Source organism: Paenibacillus sp. 01T443 (genome assembly GCF_056398325.1).
The window spans coordinates 1-23,187 of sequence record NZ_JBFTPE010000025.1; the positions used below are offsets into that span (position 1 = coordinate 1).

16 protein-coding genes and 2 pseudogenes are annotated in these 23,187 nt (G+C 48.0%); 4 read left to right on the top strand and 14 right to left on the bottom strand.

From position 1 onward, the window contains the following. The 3 genes and pseudogenes from AC1DLI_RS28980 to AC1DLI_RS28990 form a co-directional block, all read right to left on the bottom strand. The coding region (locus AC1DLI_RS28980) for an ATP-binding cassette domain-containing protein (RefSeq protein ID WP_477608483.1) at nucleotides 1–170 on the bottom strand (170 nt) is incomplete at its 3' end. 14 nt (nucleotides 171–184) lie between these two features. Further along, nucleotides 185–379: pseudogene (locus tag AC1DLI_RS28985) on the bottom strand (pentapeptide repeat-containing protein); the annotation flags it as partial. Nucleotides 380–718: 339 nt separating this feature from the next. Continuing rightward, a complete protein-coding gene (locus AC1DLI_RS28990) occupies nucleotides 719–1,291 on the bottom strand; it encodes a GNAT family N-acetyltransferase (protein ID WP_477608371.1) in 573 nt (190 codons plus the stop codon). Nucleotides 1,292–1,468: 177 nt separating this feature from the next. Here AC1DLI_RS28990 and AC1DLI_RS28995 point away from each other — a divergent pair, with 177 nt between their 5' ends. Continuing rightward, nucleotides 1,469–1,636, top strand: coding sequence for a hypothetical protein (locus AC1DLI_RS28995; RefSeq protein ID WP_477608373.1), 168 nt, complete (start codon nucleotides 1,469–1,471; stop codon nucleotides 1,634–1,636). Between the two features lie 40 nt (nucleotides 1,637–1,676). Here AC1DLI_RS28995 and AC1DLI_RS29000 read toward each other — a convergent pair whose 3' ends face one another. The 6 genes from AC1DLI_RS29000 to AC1DLI_RS29025 form a co-directional block, all read right to left on the bottom strand. Beyond that, nucleotides 1,677–2,450 carry a TerC family protein gene (locus tag AC1DLI_RS29000; protein ID WP_477608375.1) on the bottom strand — a complete coding sequence of 258 codons (774 nt, stop codon included), beginning with the start codon at nucleotides 2,448–2,450 and terminating at the stop codon, nucleotides 1,677–1,679. Nucleotides 2,451–2,944: 494 nt separating this feature from the next. After that, entirely contained in the window at nucleotides 2,945–4,567 is a 1,623-nt protein-coding gene (locus AC1DLI_RS29005) for a helix-turn-helix domain-containing protein (RefSeq protein WP_477608377.1), read from the bottom strand. Between the two features lie 142 nt (nucleotides 4,568–4,709). Beyond that, a complete protein-coding gene (locus AC1DLI_RS29010) occupies nucleotides 4,710–5,717 on the bottom strand; it encodes an ABC transporter substrate-binding protein (RefSeq protein WP_477608379.1) in 1,008 nt (335 codons plus the stop codon). Between the two features lie 728 nt (nucleotides 5,718–6,445). Further along, nucleotides 6,446–8,515: a carbohydrate-binding domain-containing protein gene (locus AC1DLI_RS29015; protein WP_477608381.1), complete on the bottom strand. Its 2,070-nt coding sequence runs from the start codon at nucleotides 8,513–8,515 to the stop codon at nucleotides 6,446–6,448. 35 nt (nucleotides 8,516–8,550) lie between these two features. Further along, complete coding sequence (locus AC1DLI_RS29020) at nucleotides 8,551–9,243, bottom strand: DUF4956 domain-containing protein (protein WP_477608382.1); 693 nt, start codon at nucleotides 9,241–9,243, stop codon at nucleotides 8,551–8,553. Then, nucleotides 9,236–10,042, bottom strand: a complete 807-nt coding sequence (locus AC1DLI_RS29025) for a VTC domain-containing protein (protein ID WP_477608384.1) — start codon at nucleotides 10,040–10,042, stop codon at nucleotides 9,236–9,238. Before AC1DLI_RS29025 ends, AC1DLI_RS29020 begins: the two co-directional genes overlap by 8 nt. 229 nt (nucleotides 10,043–10,271) lie before the next feature. Here AC1DLI_RS29025 and AC1DLI_RS29030 point away from each other — a divergent pair, with 229 nt between their 5' ends. Beyond that, nucleotides 10,272–10,949 carry a response regulator transcription factor gene (locus tag AC1DLI_RS29030; protein WP_477608386.1) on the top strand — a complete coding sequence of 226 codons (678 nt, stop codon included), beginning with the start codon at nucleotides 10,272–10,274 and terminating at the stop codon, nucleotides 10,947–10,949. A gap of 1 nt (nucleotide 10,950) precedes the next feature. Further along, nucleotides 10,951–12,240, top strand: a complete 1,290-nt coding sequence (locus AC1DLI_RS29035; protein WP_477608388.1) for a sensor histidine kinase — start codon at nucleotides 10,951–10,953, stop codon at nucleotides 12,238–12,240. 87 nt (nucleotides 12,241–12,327) lie between these two features. Here the strand turns inward: AC1DLI_RS29035 and AC1DLI_RS29040 are convergent. From AC1DLI_RS29040 to AC1DLI_RS29050, 3 genes and pseudogenes are all read right to left on the bottom strand, one after another. Then, nucleotides 12,328–12,450: pseudogene (locus tag AC1DLI_RS29040) on the bottom strand (NlpC/P60 family protein); the annotation flags it as partial. 16 nt (nucleotides 12,451–12,466) lie between these two features. Then, nucleotides 12,467–12,871, bottom strand: a complete 405-nt coding sequence (locus AC1DLI_RS29045) for a (R)-mandelonitrile lyase (protein ID WP_477608390.1) — start codon at nucleotides 12,869–12,871, stop codon at nucleotides 12,467–12,469. Between the two features lie 422 nt (nucleotides 12,872–13,293). After that, the gene (locus tag AC1DLI_RS29050) at nucleotides 13,294–13,875 is read right to left on the bottom strand and encodes a TetR/AcrR family transcriptional regulator (RefSeq protein ID WP_477608392.1); all 582 of its coding nucleotides are present in this window, start codon (nucleotides 13,873–13,875) and stop codon (nucleotides 13,294–13,296) included. Between the two features lie 310 nt (nucleotides 13,876–14,185). On the opposite strand from AC1DLI_RS29050, the gene AC1DLI_RS29055 reads away from it, so the two are divergent. Further along, a complete protein-coding gene (locus AC1DLI_RS29055; RefSeq protein WP_477608485.1) occupies nucleotides 14,186–15,451 on the top strand; it encodes an MFS transporter in 1,266 nt (421 codons plus the stop codon). Between the two features lie 281 nt (nucleotides 15,452–15,732). Here AC1DLI_RS29055 and AC1DLI_RS29060 read toward each other — a convergent pair whose 3' ends face one another. Together AC1DLI_RS29060 and AC1DLI_RS29065 are read right to left on the bottom strand one after the other, a co-directional pair. Next, nucleotides 15,733–17,769: a GxGYxYP domain-containing protein gene (locus tag AC1DLI_RS29060; RefSeq protein ID WP_477608394.1), complete on the bottom strand. Its 2,037-nt coding sequence runs from the start codon at nucleotides 17,767–17,769 to the stop codon at nucleotides 15,733–15,735. Nucleotides 17,770–18,552: 783 nt separating this feature from the next. Beyond that, nucleotides 18,553–22,917, bottom strand: a complete 4,365-nt coding sequence (locus tag AC1DLI_RS29065) for an OmpL47-type beta-barrel domain-containing protein (protein ID WP_477608396.1) — start codon at nucleotides 22,915–22,917, stop codon at nucleotides 18,553–18,555. Between the last annotated feature and the right edge of the window lie 270 nt (nucleotides 22,918–23,187).

Sequence of the window (23,187 nt, forward strand, 5' to 3'; positions counted from 1 at the left end):
TGTTTGAGCAGCGTGGTGAGGATTTTGACAACCGTAGTCTTGCCTGCCCCGTTGGACCCGAGCAACGCGAAAATACTGCCCTTTTCCACCTCGAAATCTACACCCTTTAGGACCTGAAGATCCTTATAGGACTTTTTGAGCCCTGTTACTTTAATTGATTTGTTTAGCATATTTTTATCCCTCCTTAAATTACGGTAACCTTAGACAGATCGGCCTCCATGCTCTTAAGAGAGGCATAAGTCAACTTATCCATCATCGCTCCGTCAAAGCAGATTGTTTTAATGACGCGATAATATTTCTTCGTTAACGTAAAACCTGAAATAAAAGACACATTTTTAAGCGTTGCTCCCCTAAACGAAACTTCGTTTAATGCCAACCTCCATGTTTGTATAATACGACACATTACCTTGACTGTCAAGGTAATATTCCTAATTAATTACTTTGCCTATAAGTAAAGGTTCTTATCCTCAATGAGGAATCACAAAAATAAAAAAGCCGCGCTATGCGCGGAGCTTCATGGATGTATATTCTTGTCATTTGACTACACAGTGTCACTCTAAATAGTTACCTTTTCACCCGACATGTCCCAAGTTCATTTGCCATTCGGTTTGACCTTAGTGATACATATTAAAATGCTAATTTCCACGCTATCCTGCCCGTTAGCGTAACGAGGCTGCCATCAGATCTGATGGCAGCCTCGTTGTGTAGTTTATTTGTGCTATCGTTCTCCATTAGCACGACGATACGCTTTTTCATGGAACTGAGTAATGCTGCGAAACAGCAACTTCCCATCGTCCGGCAACCGATTACTCTCTTCGAAGTTCAAATACATCGCATGATAGGGCTCCGGAACCCAAATGTACTGATGAACATAAGCAGTGAGACGGAAACCGTTTGTTTCCCAGAAATGGATTCGCCGGCAGTTTTCCTCGGTTGGTTCGGCTTCCACTTCGACGATGATCCCTTTGCAGTTCGCAACTGCACGCGTCCATTTCTTGATACATTCAAGCAATTGTCGGCCGTATCCTCTGCCGCGAAGATCCTTACGAACCGCTATATAATCAATTAGCAAAGCTCCTGCTTGCTGATCGATTCCGGTCAACGCCATCCCAACAATTTCTGAGCCCTGGGCAATTGTGTGTAGTTGGCACATACGTTTTTCAAACATGCGACGAACGATATCGAGGCTTTTCTTGCCGTCAAGGGGAAACGCTTGCTCGTAGATTCGTTCTACTGCGCTCCACCGAGCTTCATTCCATTCGTCGGCGATGCGGTATTCCAAAGCCTCCAATGATGTTCACCACTTTCAAAACACTAATCTATAAATTTCATGGGATTACGTTATACTTCCCCTTAGCGTAGCGAAGGGCTGCCACATGGCAGCCCTTCAGGGGAGGAACTATCGTTACCCGTTAGGTTAATAGCTTTCGATTTCACCCATAACGGCAATTGCTTGATCCTGACCCGTTTGAAAACCCTACACCGGCTTTACTCAGGTCGTCCGAGTCCGGTTGAATATTCGGCCGGCGAGGTCGACTCCTTCGACGGCCCCACTCTCATCGCGGGTGAAGAAGCCACGCTGCTCCTTCAAACCGCAGCAGTTGACGGCATACTCGTCCCAGTCGCCTCGCAGTAGAGTACCTTTTTAAAATTCAACGATTCAACTCAATTTTCGATTAGGCATTACCTACCTTGGAAGGTTTGTTGCTGGGTGCAAACCACCCAATAAGGGCTATCGCCACCAATACTATATAGAAGACGGAAGTCCAACCCGTGCTATGGGGAAAATCATGATCCAAAACCCCAATATCCTCATGGGCAAGCGTAATGACGGCAAGCTTTACCCCAACCCAAGCAACGATCGCGTAAGCCGTTGTCTCAAGTGCTGGGCGTTGGCCAAGAAGTTTTACAAACCAAGTAGCGGCATATTTGATTAAGACTAAGCCGGCGATTCCGCCAAGCACGACTACAATAAATTGTCCACCGTCCATACCGCCGAATTCTCCAAGCGGCGAGTCTGGCAGTCCAAGCGCAAGCGCTACAGCAGCTAGAATGGAATCAATCGCAAAGGCGAGGTCTGCCAACGCAATTTTTCCAACCGTCGGCCAAAACCCTTTCCCTGCCGCTTCTTGCTTCAATTCTTTGTGGATATTCTCATTCTTATTACCGAAACGCGCTTGGATGATATGCTTTAACCCTAGGTATAGAAGATAGGCTGCACCGATCGCCTGCACTTGCCAGACATTCGCGATAAAGGATATCGCAAAAAGGGCGGCAAAACGAAAGACAAAGGCCATAATGATTCCATAATTGATCGCTCGTTTCTTCTGTTCGTCCGGTAGTTTCTTCGCGATGACCGCTAACACGAGTGCATTATCAGCCGACAGCAATCCCTCCAAACCGATAAGAATGATTAAAGCCCATGCATATTCCAACCACAATGACTCCATCTTGAATTTTCTCCCCTCAAAAACCATGGTAAGTATAGGCAGTCAACAATTACATATGTGAATAATATTCACTTGCCCGACAATAGATATACGTAAAAAATCACCGATGGAGTTCAAATGCCTTCGAGCGGCTCCGAAAAAAACTTGCCGCTACTTATGATAAGGCTCTCCGCACATGATCTTAAACTATCCTGCCAATTCATCGAAGCTTCCGTTCCATGCCGGCAGCCTCATTCTGATGAATATCACCCATACGATACCAATTGAGGTAGTTTTTTATACAATGCTTTTTCAACAAGATTAGCCATTGGTACGCTAATCAACAAGGGATCGAATATTAACTTCGTTCCTTGTGATTTGGCACAGTCGGGATGGTTGACACCAACTCCAATAGTGAACGTATATTAAACGTGTTTCTCTTCCAAAATCAATCGACAAACTGTAATTAGATATTGTACAAACGTTGCAATTCGAGCACCTCTTAGAAACATTGATTAAGCAAGCGCATGCAAGATATCATCGATTTTTTTAATGTTGGAGATAACACCGTAATTCATCCATGTCATAAAATCCACCTCATATACGCGGTTTTTCCTCACAGCCGGAAGCGCGGACCAAAGAGGATGCTGAAGCAGCGCTCTCTCTTCACCTTCAGCCTGACTATGCCATTTATCAAATGTAACAAACAAATGATCAGCCGTTAGCATGGATAACTCATCCAGCGTGAGCCTTGTCATTCTTGCAGTACTTGCTCCGGCCTCCGCTTTCTGTATCCGGTGTGGAGACAAACCTAAGTCTCCATAAAGTACGGCTGTGGCAAAACCTCTCCCCGTATCCGTGTATTGATGAACGAAATCGGCTGATATTCGCAAAAATGCGACACTCTCTCCACTCATGCTGCTCAGCTTGGCGCGTGCCTCTCTTACTTTTGCCTCGTAATCCGCGATCACTTCCTCGGCCCGCTCCAAGCGTCCGACATAATTGCCAACCATTCGAAGCAGCGACCGCCAATTATCGCTTTGCTCATCCAAAACACAAAAAGGAGATACGCTGCGGCATTGTACATATTCACTGTTCTGATATCGATCCTGCAAAATAATAATAAAATCGGGATTATACACAGTAAGCGCTGTGAAATCTTCTCTGAACTCATCGAATGTCGGGACATGGTGAAGCGCTAAGTAATCCTGCTTCCCCCATTTAGCATGCGAATACTGCACAATCGGAATTATATCTAGCGCGACTAGGTAATCCTCCAAAAACGGAGCCGCCACCCTGGGCTGGTTGCGGTGGTTGCGTCGAAATTGTCCTGGCGATACGCCAACCATTTGCTTAAAGCGCCTATTGAAATAATATTCATTCGTGAACCCGGCATGCTCCGCAATATCGGACAAGCGCTCTTCTCCCCGCATCAGCCGACGTTTTGCTTGCTCAATCCGTACCCCATTCAAATATTGGAGCGGCACTAACCCTGTCTTTTCCTTAAACAGACGGGTATATTTCCAGCGGTCAATTCCCGCTAAGTCCGCCAGCTCCTCAACCGTCAGCACATTCCGGTAATGCTGCTGAATATGGCGAATGGATTGATCAATACCTTCCCATTCAGCTGAACCAAGCCTGCCGCTTACTGCTGCACGGTCTTGATTCTGACTAATGAGCAGCAGCAGAAGCTCCTGAAAGCGGACATAACAGTGAAAATGTCTCAGCTCTTTCTGCTCATGAGCGCAGCCATAAATATCCTCCATTAGTTCCAGCACTCTGGCAAACGGCGTGCAAGCCAGCTCCACCTTCTCTGGCAGCAATCCCTTCCCTGCTTTATCCTCTTTAATCGATTGCAATCCGAATATGAGCAAGTAGTAGGAAACGCCTTCGCCTTCCGGCTTCAATGCGGCAGAAGCCTCTGGTTGTATCAAGAAGCACTTTCCCGTACCCATCGCAAGCGCCTCTCCTTTTAAATGAATGCTGCCCCTTCCCCTCGTTACAATGAGGAGCGCATAGAAGCTTTCAGGTATATCCGGTTGATGATCACGCTGTGCATTCCTGATGAACCTAATCGTATGTAGGCTATATTGAGCGGCAGGAGCCGTAATAATAAGTTCGCTGTTGTGTTCTTCCATCGTTAAAACCCCGTTCCGATAATGAGAATGATTATCATTATTTATTGTAACGCAAAAAGAGCGGCTCTTCAACCATAGTTGAAAAACTGCTCTCATTGGAATTAAAACAGCTAGTAATACATTGCCTATTATGATCGAGCCGTTAAGGAGCCAACAGTTTCAGCAATTCGTCCATTTTTTTGAAATTCGCTGAGATCGCGCCCGTTTGCCAATAAGATCTTTCAACCGGATACACATGGCCTTCCTTTACAGCAGGAATTGATTTCCATATTGGACTATCCAGCATTTCCTGCAAAGCTTTGGCGTTCTCCTCATCCTCCCAAGTTCCATTAGAAGGGAGCAGTACAATATGATCCGCCCCAAGCTCTGGTAAGGATTCCTCAGCCAATACCATATTGCCCTCAGTCATCGCTTGCGCATAAGCAGGCGCTTTGAGCTCCAAGTCCGTATAAAGGAGTTCTCCAATAAATATGTTCTGAGTGCCAAAAATATTGATGGAATGGTCAACCACATTCATCCGCAGTACGACGAGACTCTCATCTCCAAGCGCCGATTTTAGCTCCTCTTTTACTTGGCTGATCCTACTCTCGTAGTCTTGCAATACCTGCTCGGCCTTATCTGGCAAGCCCAATAGATCAGCAATCACCTTCAACGTTTCACGGGTATCGGACAGCACCTCATTCGAAATGTGGTAGGTAGGCGCAATCTTAGAGTAATTCTCATACTGGGCTGCATCTCCCTCTCCAGCAGTTATAATCAAATCAGGCTCAGATGCAATAAGTGCCTCAATGCTACCGGTCACATCTAACAATGGAACCTCTAACTCGAGATAGTCTTGCTTGCCCCACATCGGGTTATAATATTGCACGATCGGCGTCACGCCAAGGGCAACCAAATAATCCTCGCGATATAATGCGGTTACGCGTTTCGGTTGTATCGGTATTTCTACCTCTCCGAATTGATCCGTGACGAGTCTTTTTTCCGCTGCCGCATTTCCTGCTTGGCTATTCGTACTTGTTTCTGTCGTTGCTGAAGGCTGCTGTACCACCGCATTCTCCGTTTGATCTCCCTCAGCGCCGCATCCAGACAGCATTATCACTGCGGATAACAACAATATGTATCCTGCTTTTACTAATCCATGCAAAGCCATGACCGTACCCTCTCCTATGCCCAATCGTTTTTGTAAATTCAAATAATGATTATCATTATCATTCACATAGGCTCGATTGTATCGCACAACCATTACAGTTCTCAATGCACATTCTGAACAAAAGGATTTATACAAACTCGGCAGTTGCTTAAATGAAGGACTTAATCCCAGGTTAAACGGTTCATATCCGATTATTGTTTTCGCTTCATTGGTTGAATACTTCAATATTAAATTTATCGTTCACTCACTTTCAAATGTTGTACATGCATTATTGATAAGTTGAGGTTATCATCTACGAATGAGCTTAATGAACGACTAGAACTTGATGAGTGAACACTGACCATGTGGAACAAAAACCGTTTAGCAAAAGTAGAATTAAATCAGATTTATGATTGGAAACCCGAAACGGTCGGAGTGGTCATTTTTAATGCACCTTTTGTAAAGTGGTTGCATTTTGGGAAGTAAAACCCGTTGCATTCCCCTTCTGTGAAGCAAAAGTGGTTGCAATCAAATAAAGCCATTTTTATCAAGGTTTAATGCAAGCTATTTATGTTCACCGTACAACTGGTCCCATAAGTGACAAGAACTTGTCCCTACGCGAAAAAAAACACTCAACACAGGGAATCCGCTTGCGCGGATTCCCTGTGTTGAGATTTCAGTTTATAATGTCAATCCGATTGGGGGAAGCCTCTTACCGTTCGCGAATAATCCTTACCGCGCATGATTCCTTATTGCGCCTGCGTGCCGGTGTCCGTCGTCCCTTGCGGTGCGGCTTCAGGGACCGTGCCATCAGCCGGGGGCTGACCGCCCTCACCTCTCATCGGACGCTCACCGCCGCCCATGCCGCCTCTGCCTCCGCCCATTCCGCTCTGTGCAGTCGTTACGCCCGACTCGTTCACCCAAGTCACGGAGCTCGTAATCTCGAAGCTGACGACCTTCGTACCACCCGTGTACTCGCCGCCCTCATACAAGCCGTTCGTTTCGGTAGCGGTAGACGAGCCACCCGAGTAAATTGTGTACGAGCTGCCTTGCTTCAGGTCAGGCGAGCTGATCATGATCGATTGGAACGCCTTTGCCGGAGCGACCGTCGCGATCGCGTTTCCTTCGCTGTCCTCGAGGCGTACCATCGTTCCAGCTTCCAGTGCCTGCGGGAATGTCATGAGTACCGATTGCTGCGTCGACGTATCGGAAGTCGATTGCACCATGCCCGAGCTGCCCGCAGCGATCAGGTAGCCGCCCGTCATCTCGAAAGTGCCGTCGTAATCAAGCGAGCCGTTGCCCGCATTGGTAGGACCACTAACGGTTACCGTGCCGCCGCTCATCGCGATAGATCCGTTGGAGTCGAGTCCGTCGCCGGTCGCGTTCACGTAATACGTGCCTCCGGTAATCGTCAGCATGTGCGTTCCGTCGGTAATCGTGTTCTGTCCCGCACGTCCGTTCACTGACGAACCGTCGTTACCGCCTCCCACGTTCACGCCGTCGTCGGACGCAGTTACCGTCGTCTCGCCGCCCGCCAACGTAATGACGGAGCCTTCGATGCCTTCGTAGCTCTTCGTAATGTTGATTTTTCCGCCTGCGATCGTAACCGCTGTATCCGCATGGATACCATCATCACCGGTTGTGAGCATGAGCTCGCCGCCAGCTATCGTCAGATTGCCATTGCTGTGGACGGAGTCGTCCGCTGAGTCGATCTCGAAAGTGCCGCCTCCCACTTGTATATCCGTACCTGCTTTCAGCCCTTTGGCACTTGTCGATTCTTCTTCCGTTGCCGCCGAATCCGTACCGGTCGCCGTGCTTGCCGTATCTGGCGCAGCTTGTTGACCGCCGCCCCAGCCGCCGCGCTCTTCGATATGAGTCTCTCCGTTCACGCTGCCGCCGCCAGTTATGAGCGAGAATGTACCGCCATTAACCAGCATTGATGTTTCCGCTTGAAGAGCGTCGTTGCCAGAAGTAATGTCGAACTTGCCGCCGCCGATGGCAATAATGCCTTTGCCTTCTTCTTCTGCGTTCGTCGCTTTCACGCCGTCTCCGCCCGCTTCCACCGTAAGCGTCGCACCTTCCAGAGCAGCCACGCGGTCTTTGCCCAGTATGCCGTCGTCTACTGCCTTAACCGCGATCGTACCCGATACCAGCTTCAAGTCATCTCTGCTGTTGATGCCGTTGTTGAAGTTGCCTTCCACCGTCAGCTTGCCCGTTCCGTTAATCGTCAGGTCCGCCTTGCTGTACAAGGCAGCATTCGATTCTTCGGCGGTCGCATCTGCATAGACGTAGTTCGTGCCGTCCGACAGCTTGTTTTCCGTGCCTTCTTGCAGTGTCATGACAACCTTGCCCGCTTCCACAACATACAACGGAGCACTGTCGTTATCATGCAGCTCCACGCCGTTTAGGACCAGGTGTACTGTACCGTCCGGCACGTTCACCGTCAACTGGCCGTCGTTCAGTGTGCCGCTTAATACGTACGTGCCGGCTTCTGTAATGCTCACCGAACCGCCTTCGCCTGCAGCGGCTCCGGCTCCCGTCACGCTAGCCGATGTGCCGTTATAAACAATCTTCGTCGAGCTGTCTTCGCTCCACTCCGTGTTATAGTCTTCATCGTCGAACTCCACGAGTTCGTCCATCGACAGCTCTGTTGTCGCAACCGTTGCTGTCTCCGTCTGCTGATCCGTCGAAGCGGTCTCCACGACCGCTGCATTGCCGGATGCCGCCGTATTATTGCTGCCATTGCTGCAGGCCGAAGCCAGCAGCACCGTGCACAAAGCGATTACGCCTACATAATGTTTTATTTTCGTCTTTTTCATATCGATCTTCCTTCCGAATTGTAATTGTTGTTGCATTAATACTCGGCCTGAGCCGTAGGGACCATCGTCAGTGACAAATCCAAGTTGCCATTGCGGCATCGGATCGCGTCGAGGAATTCCTTCTGGTTCGTGTTCTGATCCAACGTTACGGAATAGACGAGCTCATACAAGCTGCCAAGCTCGGTCGTGCGGATTTTTTTCAGTTCATACGGAACACCAAACATAGTGAATACTTCAGCGAATGCTTCTTCGTAGCCTAGGCTCTCCGGAATCGTGACTTTAAGCAGCTTCTGAGCCGACTTTCTCGCTCCGAAGTTGGTTTTGCTCAAGATGAACATTAAGGCGCAAAGGATTAAAGTAAACAATACCGCGTAGCCGAAGGCGCCTACGCCGCAAGCCAGACCGGCCGCCATCGTGAACAGGACGTACGCGATATCCTTCGGATCACCGGGCGCGCTTCGGAACCGGATGATGGAGAAGGCTCCTGCAAGACTGAACGCTCGTGCAATATTGCTGCCGATCAGGAGAATAATAATGGCGACGATTGTGGGCAGAATGATCATCGTTAACGTGAAATTTTGCGAATAGCCGGTCGGGCTCGTCTTCATGTAAGTGAAGCTGATAATGGCGCCGAGGGCGATAGCGACCAGGATCGTGACGATCGAGCTGCCAAGCGTCATCGTGGTGGTCGTGGTCGTCGGATTGAACAAGGTTTCGAAATCAAACATAGAGTACACGCTCTCTTTCCATAAATGGTGTTGTTTTTGTCGTTTGCTTAGTCGGTGTTGTTTGCGCCCGCAACGTCGGTCGCGCGTTGCCGTGTCTTACCGTCTTCTTGTATTCATTGCCGTATTTGGAGAAGCTAGTGCGGTATAATCCGTGCTCCGATAACAGCCGCGACAGCCACAGCGGAATCGTATTCTCCGCCTTTACTTCCATCAGCCACATGTTGGCCGGGTCGAGAAGCTCGCCATGATCGCCAAGCTCCAGTCCCAGGTCGTACCTGCGATGGCGGATGTTCGTGTCGAACGTGATGCGGAGATCTCGGCTCTCCTTGCTAAACATCGCCTTCCGCTCGTAAGCCAGATACACCTTCGGTTCGAGCTCGTAGCGGCAGAGGAAATATTTGATTTCCTCGATCACCTGCTTGTTCATGTAAGGCTGGAATACTGGCTCGATCCCTGTTCGCACGAACTCGTACGCTTCGTTCAGCTTCAGCCCCGTCCTTCGTTTGTTGACGAGACCGAATACCTTCTTCTTCATCTCCAGGTAAACCTTCGCGTCGCCGCTTGGCACGCCGTACGCTCTGAGCCGAAGCTTCTCCTTGTATTTCGGCTTCGACAGGCTCGTCCGGATAAGCGAATCGTGCGGAGTATCGAAGTAGAGGTTGCTTATCGAATAAAATTCATGCTGCTTGTTATAATCATCAAGCTCCATATAATCAAGCAGGTCGTTATAGAATCGAAGGTACGCATCATGGTCCAGCAAGTATTTGTTCTCGTACCGGTTGAATACCTCAATGGCCATCCTTGTTTCATTCCTTTCCGCGGTTCGCTGTGGTCTCATCTCTCATGTCTGTATCTTAGTCCCCTAACCTTTAATGAATCTTAAATCGATTTACAAATCCTTAAAAGAATTGCGTTTCCTATATATAGCGACCGGAAGCGATCGAACGAAAACAGTTAAGGTTGGCTAAAGGTTCGCTTGCTATAATGGGGATATCAAGTCTAGAAAAACAACAAAGGATGAACAGCCGATGCGAATTTTGATCGCGGAAGACGAAATACATTTGGCGGAAGCCTTATCCCAATTATTGAAGAAGCAGAACTACTCCGTGGATGTCGTCCACGACGGCAGATCCGCTTACGATTACGCGCTGAGTGGCATCTACGATCTCCTGCTGCTCGATGTCATGATGCCGGAGATGGACGGCTTCGCCGTGCTCCGCAAGCTGAGGGGCGATGGCGAGGCGACGCCGGTCATCCTGCTCACGGCCAAAGGTGAGATTACGGACAAAGTAACCGGACTCGATTACGGCGCGGATGACTATATCGCCAAACCGTTCTCGACCGAGGAGTTGATGGCCCGCATACGCGCAGCGTTGAGGCGTAAGGGAGAAGTCGTCCCAGAGGACGCGCTGACGTTCGGTGATATTGAGTTGAATACGACGCTATTGAAGCTGACCGTCATGGGCAAGGAATTGAAGCTGAACTTAAAGGAAAGCGAGCTGCTCGAGCTGCTTGTGACGCGGAAGCTGGCCGTCACATCGAAGGAGCAAATTATAGAAAAACTGTGGGGCTTCGATTCAAACGCTGAATACAACAATGTGGAGGTGTACATCTCGTTCTTGCGGAAGAAGCTGACCTTCCTCCATTCGTCCGTGAAGATTGCGACAATCAGGGGCGTTGGGTACATCCTAGAGGTGATGGAGTAGCATGTTCAAAAAGCTTAAAAACCGATTTCTCCTGCTGAATCTGATCACGATCACCGTCATGATGCTGGCTGCTTTCACGGCCATCTACGCAATCACCTACCAAGACGTGAAACGCGACATCGATATGGAGCTTCATCAAGTTTCGGAATCTTATCACAAACAGCAGGACGGACCTAGACGGTTCGAACCGGAAGATGACGGCGCATCACCTCCGGATGAGTTTCAGGGCGAGCCACCTGCAGGCATGGTAGACGATGGCTGGCGACCCGAACGGTCAGTATCGTTCAAGCTGGAAGCGGACAGCTCCGGCACGTTAACTAGCACCGACTCGCGGTTTGATATGGAGGATTCCTTCTACCAAGAGGCACTCGAAAAGGCACTAGCTACAGGGAAAACGACCGGCCAACTCAAGCTGGACGGCAATGAATGGGCGTTCATTGTTCAGCCAACTGCTGCTGACGGCAGCATGTTCGTCTTCATGGATGTCACCGCGCAGCAGGGCATTTTGACGAATTTGATTTATACGTTCGGAGCCGTCGCTCTCGTTATGCTCGTTGTTATTTATTTCATCAGCCGTTATTTCGCCAGCCGATCCATCGCTCCGGTTAAGGAGGCGTTCGAGAAGCAGAGGCAGTTTATCGCCGACGCTTCCCACGAATTGAAGACGCCCCTCGCGGTCATTCAGACCAATGCAGACGTGCTGCTCGCCAACAGCGAGGATACAATCGGGAACCAAGCCAAGTGGCTGCATGTCATTAAGCAGGAAACGCTTCGCATGGCCAAGCTGACGGGCGATCTCCTCTATCTGACCGAGATGGAGGACTCGCGTTCCGCCATGATGCGCGCAGAATTCAACCTGAGCGAAGCGGTGGAGACGATTATGTTGACGATGGAAGCCGTTATTTTCGAGAAGGAGCTCCAACTCGACTATGATATTGAGCCCGGACTGACGATGAACGGCATTGTCGAGCAGATCAAGCAGGTCATCATGATCTTGCTCGACAATGCCATCAAATACGCGGGTCCGCGCGGATCGATCGAGATTGCGCTGAAGAAACAGCATCAGGATGTCGTCCTGTCGGTCACTAACACGGGCGAAGGCATTGCCTCAGAGCACTTGCACCGGATCTTCGACCGATTCTATCGGACGGACTCTTCCCGCTCCCGCGCCCAAGGCGGCCATGGGCTGGGTCTTGCCATTGCCAAATCCATCGTCGAACAGCACGGCGGCAAGCTTTACGCGAAGAGCGAGCTTGGGGAATCGACGACTTTCTATCTGCATTTGGACTAGAGGCCCTTGAAACGAAAAAAATCCCTTACGACCATTTCAGCGGTCGCAAGGGATTTTTGATTTTTGTCGTTTCGGGACATCCTATAATTACAGGATACGTCGAGCCGTCGAATAACGGTGCGAGTAGTCGCTCAGGTTAATCCGGACGCCATTGAAACTGCTGCCGATCGTGTTGTGAATGATCTTTCCGTTGCCGATATAAATGCCGACGTGACTAACCTTCCACTCACGCGTCTAAGGACATATATTGATCGTCGCTGACTTTTTCCAGCCATTTAACAGCCAGTCCTTCTAGACGTTCTTGAATGGCTATATGAGTCATAGCTGTGGTGGGTGATGCTCCATGCCAATGCTTCTCGCCCGGCGGGAACCAGACCACGTCACCGGAACTAATTTCCTCGATCTGGCCTCCCCAACGTTGAACCCGTCCCTTGCCTGCCGTTACGATCAGCGTCTGACCCAGCGGATGAGTATGCCATGCTGTCCGTGCACCTGGCTCGAACGTGACGCTGGCTCCAGCAACGCGTGCAGGATCGGCTGCTTCAAACAGCGGATCGACGCGAACCGTGCCGGTAAAATATTCAGTTGGTCCTTTGCCGGAAGGTTGAGATCCAACTCTTCTGATTTCCATTGTTTTAATCCCTCCTGGTTCTTAGCTAATGTGGCCCACACTTTTTGGTTTTCGCTAGGAGCACCTGCCGCGGCTGAACTGTAATCCTATTTGTAGATACATAATAAAAAGAAGTTAAGCGGTAAAAAGGTGGCTCAAGCAATTTAATCTGTATTGTTGTAAAAAGGTGTTTGGACATGGTGTAGGTAGTAGAAGTATTGATTATTAAAACACAAACAACCGAAAGCGGACACTTTTTCTAAAATATCTATCTTGTGGGATACATTTCACAGGGTGGACGCTTTTTTATTTCATTTCTTCCCATTTGGGTTCGGAAGAGAAAACCTTGTATTTTTTGTTTTTTCCTCTGGATATGGCTGGACGTTTCTTCATTTTAGATTCAATCGCAACTACTTTCTGGTTATCAGTCCTCACGGCATATTTCAGCGAAGAATCGCTAGGATTCCGTTTATTGTATGATCCGTAAAGGAGCGATCGGGACGGGATTTCATCATAACGGTAAGCCCAATTAGCGAGATGACGAGTGTATGAGCAAGTTCCCTAGCGTCGAGGTCGGCGTTTAGTTCACCCGTCCGCATACCGCGTTCGATTGTTTCCTGAAAGAGCGCTGAAAGATACATTTGATGTTCTCGGGTCAAAATTTCAAATTTCTCGTCATGTGGAGAAAGCTCCACCATCGAATTAATACAAAAACAGCCCCAGTTCGGAGCATTCATTTTATCTTGCGCCGCAGCTCCCTCGAAAAAACGACGGAATGCCTCCTTCACGGAAGATTGGCTTTGCAGTTGGGCACGAATCCGCGCCGCGTGCGTGCTGTTATACTTACGCAACGCCGTCTCAAAGAGTCCTCGTTTATCTCCGAATGTCGAATAAATACTGGGACGCTCGATGCCCATACGTTCGGTCAAATCGCTTATAGAGGTCGCATGAAACCCCTTCTCCCAAAATACGCCCATCGCGGCATCTAGTGCTTTCTCTATGTCAAATTCACGCTTTCGCGGCATGTATCCACCTCTATTTCCTTAACGATCAGTATAATATAATTGTATCTGCCACTTTCGCTTTGGTCAAGAAATTACCCGATTATAATCAGGTTATCTTATATTATTGATTAATATCTCCTCTTTACAATCATTACCGATGAGATTATAATTCGTTATTACATACCGAACAGTACGTTATAATTGTTTAGGTAAGACCACATATGGAGGAGATCTATTGGAGAACAATGTTGAACGCCTGCATACCGTTTCAAAGGGTGATCAGGAAACACTTGCGGAACCGGAATACGCAGAGACGACACCGGCCCGCCCTATGCCTCGCTATATAACGCTCTTGTTCGCGGTTTCATGCGGATTGGCCGTCGCCAACGTTTATTTCGCGCAGCCCCTGCTGGACGCGATTGCCAGCGAATTCCGAATCTCTCCTGCATTCGCAGGTATCGTAATCACAGTTACTCAGGCTTGCTACGCATTGGGATTGCTGTTGCTGGTGCCGCTAGGAGATTTGTTGAATCGCCGGCGGTTGATCACAGGACAGATGCTTTTATCCGTCTTGGCTCTAATCGCGGCAGGGACCGCTGCTTCCGAAACGGTCCTTTTCGTCGGCTTGGCGGCGGTCGGACTTCTTGCTGTCGTGACCCAAACGATCGTTGCGTTCGCCGCTTCTTTAGCGGCTCCGGCCGATCGGGGTCTCGTCGTCGGCCGTGTGACAAGTGGAATCGTCATTGGCATTTTGCTTGCTAGAACGTTTGCCGGCGTTTTGATGGATCTGGCCGGGTGGCGCTCCGTTTATCTGGTTTCCGCGGGATTGACACTGATCGCCGCAATCGGATTGTTTATGGCACTTCCGCTCGGTGAGCAAGGAAGCCAAGGAAGCTCGCCCTTGTCCTACCTCAGATTGCTTAAATCCACGATAGCGCTTTTTAAGCAGGAGCGAATCCTGCGCATCCGCGCTGCGCTGGCATTAATGATCTTTACTGCATTCAGCACGTTATGGACTCCAATGGCTCTGCTTCTCAGCGCGTCTCCTCTATCACTCCCGCACTCCGCGATTGGAGCTTTCGGCATCGCCGGGATTGCCGGAGCGCTAGCGGCATCGCGCGCTGGTCGCCTTGCCGATCGAGGATTAGGGCAGAGAACGACCGGGTTTGCATTGCTCCTGTTAGTCGCATCTTGGCTGCCCATTAGTTTTACGACGTATTCGCTCTCGGCATTGGTTCTAGGCATCGTTCTATTGGATCTAGCCGTTCAAGCAGTCCATGTGACGAACCAAAGCATGATTCTTGCCGTGCGTCCCGAAGCCCGAAGCAGGCTTACCGCGGGGTATATGATTTTCTATTCAATCGGCAGTGCCGCCGGATCAATCGCATCCACCTCCGTCTATGCCGCTTTCGGATGGACCGGCGTTAGCCTGCTGGGTGCAGCCGTCAGCGCGACAGCCCTTTTTTTCTGGTATATGACCCGCGGTGTTGAAATTCCGAAAGGCTTGAACGCAGCGGAGCAAGGGGCTGGGTCAAACATAATGGCTAAACATACACTTTCCAAATCTTGCTGTAACCAAAAAAGCACCTCTTTTTGAAGGATATACCAAATCATACGCGCGGAATGAACCCCGGGGTTCGCCCCTATTGGTTTCCACCAATAAAACAGAAAACCAATTCCGATGGTATAGACATGAGTGATGTCGCTTCTGCAGTTGCAGCGTGATCGTACATTAGTGAATTCTTCGTGTACTCATTAGTCGTGGATCGAGCGTTTCTTTATCGTCATACGATTATTGCTAAAAGGGCTGTCCCAAAGGTCTTTAACCTTTTGTGACAGCCCTCACTATTTACTAAGAACAATAATTATATCTCAACCTTATTTGGACAATCCATAAGCTTTTCGGACGAGTGAGAAATATTCATCAGCCTTAACGATTTGGTATTCTGGCCCAAGAGATTCAGTGATAGCTAAAACATCCGATGGTCTCATACTCCAAGCGTTGATCCCAATCGAAATAAACTTTGAAGATTTTCCATCCCAATCTTTTTTTGCATCAGACAATAAATTTTTACCGTCCTGAATAGTTGAGATACCTCGCATAATAGATACCGGCAGACTCCCATTCATGATCTTAATATCGTCTTTATCTTCCCCAGCCAAGAAAAGACCTGGGAGTTTATAATTTTTTTCATACGCTGCTGCCGTCGACTCGCTTAGTGGAATGTCTTTTCCAAATTCCCGATTCAGCACATAAGGGTACGACATGCCGGTTTTTTTAAGATACGAATATGATTGTTTCAGGTATTCCGAAAATGTTTCCTTCGGCCAGACATGCGGATTGAAGTAGCCGGCTCCAGATGGTCCTGCGATAAGCAGATCATTTTCCGTTGCAGTTGAACGGTAATAATTCAGAATGGCAGGAGCTGCATCATACAGCAGCGGACTTGAGGTCCAGTTCATTGGCACTTTGCCTCGAGCGGGATCATCCCATAAGTTACGCATATGATTCTGGTCGTATTGCAAGTTGTCACCTTCGCCAAAGGTATAGGTCACGTAAATTTTATTCTCCAGCTTAGGATCAACTCGTATTGGTGTCGGTTCTTGTTTTACTTTTGTTCCTGAAAATACGGTCATGTTATGAAACCAGTCAGAAGGTAAAACATAAACACTATGACGAGATGTTAGTTCGAGACCAGCGACCTCCCCTTCGAAATCATTGTCGAACCACCCCATATAAGGTGTCCCTGGCTTTACATCGGATAGAATCTTCTCGAAAAGCGCCTTTTCCTCAGGTACACTTGTTGATAGCCAGAAGACCATCGCTTTGTTTGCTACGGCATAATCACGTAGAAAACCATAAGGTTCCTTCTCCTCAGATGAAAGTGGTTTAGTATGGCTTGCAGATACTTTGTATTGGTTCCACATTTCAATAGATACTATTAATTGCTTCGTATTTGCTGTAGGTTTAAATTCGTATACAAAGTAATTGCCGTTATCTACGAAGCGGTGATCGCTACCAGGTAAAAATTTAGAATTATGTCGGTCATAGAGAAAAGGTTCTTCATCGGAGGTACCCGTTTTAAAATCTGAGATGACCTGTCCGTCTGCCTTCACAGTCACTTGATGAACTGCAGGCCCCCATCCATCCTGAGGAAAGGCATCATCGAAGCGGAGATAGACAGCTTCTTTTCCCAAATATGAAGACAAATCATATTCATATGTTTTCCGATTACTTCCATCACGCACTTGTTCCTTTTCGATAGCAATCGTTTGGAACAATTCAGAATTTTCTGGCGGGATAGGTATGGATGTGTCTGGACTCAATCCGACCAACATTCTATGTGTCGTTTGGCTCCAGAGATTCTCATATTGCCAATTGTACGCATCCATACGATTCTTAAATTTGCCTTGTAAGTCTTCAAGTACCGACAGGTGATACGGTGCAGCAGTTAATTGTTGTGCAAGCTCAGGACTGGCGACAACGGCATCTTTTAGTCCAGCAAGTGTAGTTGCCACATTAATCGAATCCGGAATATTAGGATCATATACAATCATTCCTTTAATCTCTTTTGCATATTTCTTGAAAACATCCATAGCGTTGTCATGTTGCTTATAAGGAACCTTTAAATCCTTCAGCCAAGGGTCAACTTTATTCTGAAGCACATAAATTCTTGGTTGTTCCCTGTTTATAATTCCTTCAAGAGTTGTCAAAAGCAATTTTATATCCCCTGATGCTCCATATACATTGGCAACATCCAAATGTTTTGCTTTACCGAAGTTTGGAAGTGCTTGATTTGGGGGCCATTTCAAAGAATTCACTACCGTTGAAGCATCAGTAGCGGCAAATGCACTGACCGATAACACTATTGTACAGACTAAGGTAATACACAAAACTGCTAACTTACGAATCATAATTTTCATTTCTCCTTTAATTGAAATGTGATGTAACGGATCAAACAGCGTTCTTTTCTTATACACTCCCTCCTTCAGAAATAACTTTTATATGATTCATCTATATATTAAATATGTTGTATATTAATTTCAATGCCTTTGACAAACGTTCCTATTATTCTACATTTATTTACAAAGTTACGACTTATTCCACAGAAATTCAGCGATTATTTTTGGGTTTACAGTTTGAAGTCATTTCCCTTTCGATTTCACAACATGAAATCAACGCTTCAAGTATATATATTGAATATATATTTATTACGGTTTTTTTCACTCTTTGCGTCAGCTTCCACTCAAATTCTCCAGCCATCATTCCGGCCACCTTGGAGAAGTTTGCAATCCTTCGGTCGCCCGTTCCGGTAGCGTTCCAATCCGCGCGCGTCCAGCCAAGCAGCAGCTCCCAAACGACTAGGAATTCGATTAGAATAACGGTATTCTCCAACGTTGTTATTGTGTTTTGTGGATTGAAGGTTTGTTTTCTCTACGATTAACACGACACGTTTTGAAATCAATTTGTCGTTTCAAAAATATCACTGATACCATCCCTTTTCCGGCGAAGTGTTAACGCATTTAGGCTTACCCTAATACGCATGTCGGGAATGAATCAACGTTCTTGTCACTCATCGGGAATGTTATCAAGTTCTTGTCATTGCAATTTGACAAGAACTTGATAACATAAAAAAATGCCGCATTAAATGCGGCATCCAAGAGGAAGGCACCGGGCCTTCCTCTTGCTTTTGCTTATTATTTTCCAGACTGATTATGATACACAGTGACGGTAACAGATACAGCCGTTTGGTTGCCCGCTTTGTCGGTTGCCGAATACGTGATGGTATAGATGCGCGATTTTTCCGCACGCAAGCTGAACGAATCGACTGCTGTGCCGAATTCGGCCTGAATGTCGCCTTTATCGAAGTCGGGTTTATTGCAAGTAATGGAAGTTAACACCACCGATTCAATGCCCGATCCGGCATCACTCGCATTCAGCGCGGCATGGACCGTCACCATTTTATGATTCGCCGGCCAAATTGAATGCTTATCCAGCTGAACGGATAGCACCGGCGCGATCTTATCCATGTTGCTGACTGTATAACTGGTTACCTTCGATACATTTCCTGCAGCATCCGTTGCTCTTGCATACACGGTCTCATTATCGGAAACAACGAACGGAGTGGTGTATGGCGTCCATTCCCCATCTGCGCCCTTTTTGTACTCATTGACCACAGCATCATCGGGATATCTGACCGTTAAGGTAACGTCGCCGTTAGTCGGCGTTGTAACGTCCGCCGCGATGGAGGGATCGGCAGGGGCCGTCTTGTCCACATGAACCGTAACTGTATGCGGCTGTTCCGCATTACCTGCAAAGTCCACACTCCAATATACCAAAGTATGCGTCCCCTCCTCGGTCAAAATAACCGAGCTGCCGGTTTGCTGCGCGCCACCGTTTACTGTGAAATAGGTAGCCGCTACCCCGGAACCGATATCGACGGCATCGAAGCTTACCAACGCATCCTTATTAACGGATCCGTTCGGTGCGTCATCCGATGTCATCGGCGGTATCAGGTCTGCCTCTTTCACTTTCCCATGCAGTCTCAATTCCGCCATATTGCCAAACCATGCATTCGGATTATAAATGCGGATATAACGGTAAGCTTCCGTACCGCTGATCGCGAGCGATTGCCAATCCGCCGTTACAGCCGCTGGCTTCGAGATCGTTGTCCAATTCGTAAGTTCGTTAGATCCCTGAATCTCCGTCCCCCTAATCCGGGCGTATAAATTATTATCCTGTCTCGCAAGCAGTTCTACACTCGATAATACGGCTTGATTGCCTTCCTTGAAATCGAACGTAATGAAGCCTCCCGCTCCACCGCCGTTCATCCGGAAATCGGAGCTCGTAAGCGGATTGTTATCGAATAGATAATTTGCCTGCTTTAATGTTTCTGCTGCTGATCTTCCGGAAGTAGAATCGATTAAATGGGCGATGCCGGTAACATTGCTGATCAAATCCGACTCGTCAGCGAGATACAGCTTGGTGTTATCGGTCGTAGTATACGTCGTATCTCCTTCCGTTCCGTCGTTCGCCTTATAGTCAATTGCAAATTCGACCGAGCCCGTCTGGACGTCTCCGTTCAACGTCGCCGCGGCCGTCCAATAGATATTGTCCTGCGTACTCACCATTGCATCCCGGCCTTGGATCTTGACCTTTACGTTCTGGACCGGTTCTTTTGCTTTGATCGTTAATTTTGCCATATTGCCCAGCACGATCCGGCCATTAACGCTCTGGTCAGAGCTAAGCGACACGGACTCCAGTTTGTTATTCGTCTCATGACGCTCGCCAAAGATTTTAAGCTCGGCCAACTCTAGCATATTCTGAACCTGACCGCGGAGAGCATCCGGCTGTGGATCAATCATTTGGATTTTAATATACCGGAATTGGGCATTTTTGTACGCATCGTCCACGTCCAGCGTTGCGATCCCGTCGGTATACGCCGTTTGTCCTGGTGTCAGCCGCGTCCAGTTTTCTCTGTCATTGGAACCGAATACCGTCGAGCCTGCCATCCGATCCACAAAATTCATTCGCCCCTCTAATGCAAACGCATCAGCCGAAACCTTATAATCAGGTCCAAAATCGATGATATGATACAAATTCGGATACGGTGCCAGCGAATATGCCGGGAATGTATTATCGTTGCCATCCGTTAAGAGCGAAATCGCGTTTCCAAAGGTGGATGTCACGAGGCCCGTATAATTCATACTTTCGTCAGCCGCGAATAAAGGAGTCAACAATTGAAGACCCTCGGCCGCTTTTCGCAGGGCTAATAATTGCTGATAGAAAGCTTCATTTGTCGCAGCTTCCAGCTGACTCATTGTATCCTCGTACACGGCTTTAAACTGATTAAGAGATGCCGTCACATAAAGAGTACTCGAATTATAAAGCGCTGTAGCTGCTTGTACGGCAGAAGACCGGTCTTGACTTACAACGATATTGACATTTTTAGTTGAAAGCGTTGTGCCGTCGGAAGCCTGGACGATAAAAGAATACGTTCCGGCTTGCGTCGGCTGCCAGGCAAATGCGCCGGTGCCCGCATTAAGTTCCGCGCCTTGCGGCATATTCGCAATCTCATATGCGAGGACATCCTCTTGACCGGAATCGTCAGCGGAAAAGTCCAGCTTCACAGTAGCGCCAACAAAAGCATAACTATTCACATTCGAAGCTCCGTCTTTAAACGCAGGAGGGGTCAGTTGTTCGCCTGCTTTTACATTCAGGTGGTCAATATCAACTGTTGTGCCTGCTCCTTTCACCTTTACATAAAGGAGGCTGTAGTCGCCGTCAAGCTGACCGTAGGTAACTTTGTTAATGCCCATGTCATAGGTCATGTATTTCCACTGCCCCTTCGTATCCGGCAGCGTCAGCGTATGGTAAGGCGTCGAACCGATTTCTTTGCTCAGCTCTAAGAAAGCTGTGCCGTTCGTACGAAACTTGATGCCAATAAGCCGGGAATTCGTGCGATTGGCATATGACAAATTAAGAAGGACAAATTTGCTTCCATCTTCCGTTGCTTTTGTCTGCACATAAGAGGCCGCTCCTTCATGGACGGTAGCCGTATGCTGATCAAATACCGTGTACCTGTCTTCTACTTCGACCAGCGCATCGCTTGTTTGCTCTTTGGGTACATACTTCCCGCCTTCCGACTCCGCTTCCTTCGGAATGTAGATCCAGAAGTCTCCGCCTCCGTCCGGACTTTCCCATGCTTGCCTGAGTGTCCCTTGATAATAATAATTGGACGGAATTTTCCTGGTGAAAGCTTCATAGAAATACGGAGCTTTCTCCGCTACGTTGATCCCTTTCTCGTAGGTGTAATAATAGTACATGTCCCAAAACAAAGCCGTATTCATTCTTCCTCTATACGAGTCCGAGAACTTTTGGTAGATGCCTTTCACCGTTCCATCCGGAAAAATAGAAAAAGGAACCGGTACCCAAGGCGTGTCATAACCAAGCATGTATTTCCAGAAAAAGTCGGCCGCCGCTAAAACCCGATCATTCAGAAATTCATAATAGCCTACGGCATTATCCTTTGTGGATACGGTGCCCTCCACCGGGTCGATCTTAGTTCCCTGAGCAATAAACATTCGCGACAGAATCGCCGCATTCGTTAAGTCTCCGGCTCCATGCGCCTGGTCCCGGCCCATTTCCACCTGCTGGACGACCGGCGTGTCCAATTTCTCCCCTGTCTCTGCATTGGTGTCGACCAAACGGAACAATTGCTTAATGGAGCCATTGAAGCCTTGATTGCTGGCCGTCTTGTTCACAGTGGCCCATTCGACAGCCTCATTATACCTCTCCCGGTTATCGGTAAAAATATACCCCGCCATCGCTCCGAGCAGTGGATAGTTATGCTGGTTCATAAATTGGTTGTTATCATGCTGAAAGGTTTCGATAACCGGATTGATCAAATTATTCGTAAAATCAGCGGTATCCTTGTCGGTCCATTTCAGCTCTTCCGATTGATAGCTGGAATACCTTAAAATTTCTGCCGCAGTGACCATTCTGTTGAGCGGAATGCCCGTATGGATATGAGCATCAGTAAAATACCGGTATTTCGCAGGGTCCATCCGGCACCAAATACGGATAATGCTGATAGCATTCGCGCGGTACACCTCATCGCCGGTTATATAATACATAAGTGATTGTGTATACGCTTTCAGACCATCTGCTATAAATCTCGAATTAAAGCCCTGACTGTCAAAAGCATTGATTGCCGGCATCGTCGGATCCTCAGCACTCTGGTTGCTCGATGTAACCGTCTTTGACGCCATCCCGGAGACGGTCATGGCCTTATAGTAGGAATACCAAGGCTCCTTTTGCGCTAGTACTTGATCTCTCATGTTTTCAAGTATTGCTTTGGTTACTCCGACACCTGGATGCGTAAACCCATTGGTAACGGTTTCATTTATTTCGACAGTAAAACCTGTGCTGCCGGCCCCGCCGTCATCCGCAGCCGAAGCCGTGCCGATCGGCACAAGCGCAGCAACAATGCTCACAGCAATAATGACCGCCAACAGTCGCCTCCATGAATCTCCGAAATGTAATGCATCCTTGCGATTCATCATGTTCCTCCTCGTTTGATGGAAATAGAATACATGCTTTTGAACGATCCCTATTTGGCATAAACGAATCATTCTGCTTCTTATTATAAATATCTGCTCAAAAACGAAAAGGAAGTTTTTTAAGGCATTACCGATGCTTTTTGCAGAACTTCATCCATAGATTCTATAAACTGTTGCAAGTCTTGTCGCAAAAAAAAACGGCAAGCCAAGGCTTGAACCTTGACCTGCCGTGCTTTCCCGGGCATGAGCCCGGATCTATATTTCAACTTC

Excerpts from the sequence above, each read along its gene's own strand:
- AC1DLI_RS29000 (WP_477608375.1), bottom strand. The coding sequence starts at position 2,450 with ATGGAGTCATTGTGGTTGGAATATGCATGGGCTTTAATCATTCTTATC.
- AC1DLI_RS29005 (WP_477608377.1), bottom strand. The coding sequence starts at position 4,567 with ATGGAAGAACACAACAGCGAACTTATTATTACGGCTCCTGCCGCTCAA.
- AC1DLI_RS29010 (WP_477608379.1), bottom strand. The coding sequence starts at position 5,717 with ATGGCTTTGCATGGATTAGTAAAAGCAGGATACATATTGTTGTTATCC.
- AC1DLI_RS29015 (WP_477608381.1), bottom strand. The coding sequence starts at position 8,515 with ATGAAAAAGACGAAAATAAAACATTATGTAGGCGTAATCGCTTTGTGC.
- AC1DLI_RS29020 (WP_477608382.1), bottom strand. The coding sequence starts at position 9,243 with ATGTTTGATTTCGAAACCTTGTTCAATCCGACGACCACGACCACCACG.
- AC1DLI_RS29025 (WP_477608384.1), bottom strand. The coding sequence starts at position 10,042 with ATGGCCATTGAGGTATTCAACCGGTACGAGAACAAATACTTGCTGGAC.
- AC1DLI_RS29030 (WP_477608386.1), top strand. The coding sequence starts at position 10,272 with ATGCGAATTTTGATCGCGGAAGACGAAATACATTTGGCGGAAGCCTTA.
- AC1DLI_RS29035 (WP_477608388.1), top strand. The coding sequence starts at position 10,951 with ATGTTCAAAAAGCTTAAAAACCGATTTCTCCTGCTGAATCTGATCACG.
- AC1DLI_RS29045 (WP_477608390.1), bottom strand. The coding sequence starts at position 12,871 with ATGGAAATCAGAAGAGTTGGATCTCAACCTTCCGGCAAAGGACCAACT.
- AC1DLI_RS29050 (WP_477608392.1), bottom strand. The coding sequence starts at position 13,875 with ATGCCGCGAAAGCGTGAATTTGACATAGAGAAAGCACTAGATGCCGCG.
- AC1DLI_RS29055 (WP_477608485.1), top strand. The coding sequence starts at position 14,186 with ATGCCTCGCTATATAACGCTCTTGTTCGCGGTTTCATGCGGATTGGCC.
- AC1DLI_RS29060 (WP_477608394.1), bottom strand. The coding sequence starts at position 17,769 with ATGATTCGTAAGTTAGCAGTTTTGTGTATTACCTTAGTCTGTACAATA.
- AC1DLI_RS29065 (WP_477608396.1), bottom strand. The coding sequence starts at position 22,917 with ATGAATCGCAAGGATGCATTACATTTCGGAGATTCATGGAGGCGACTG.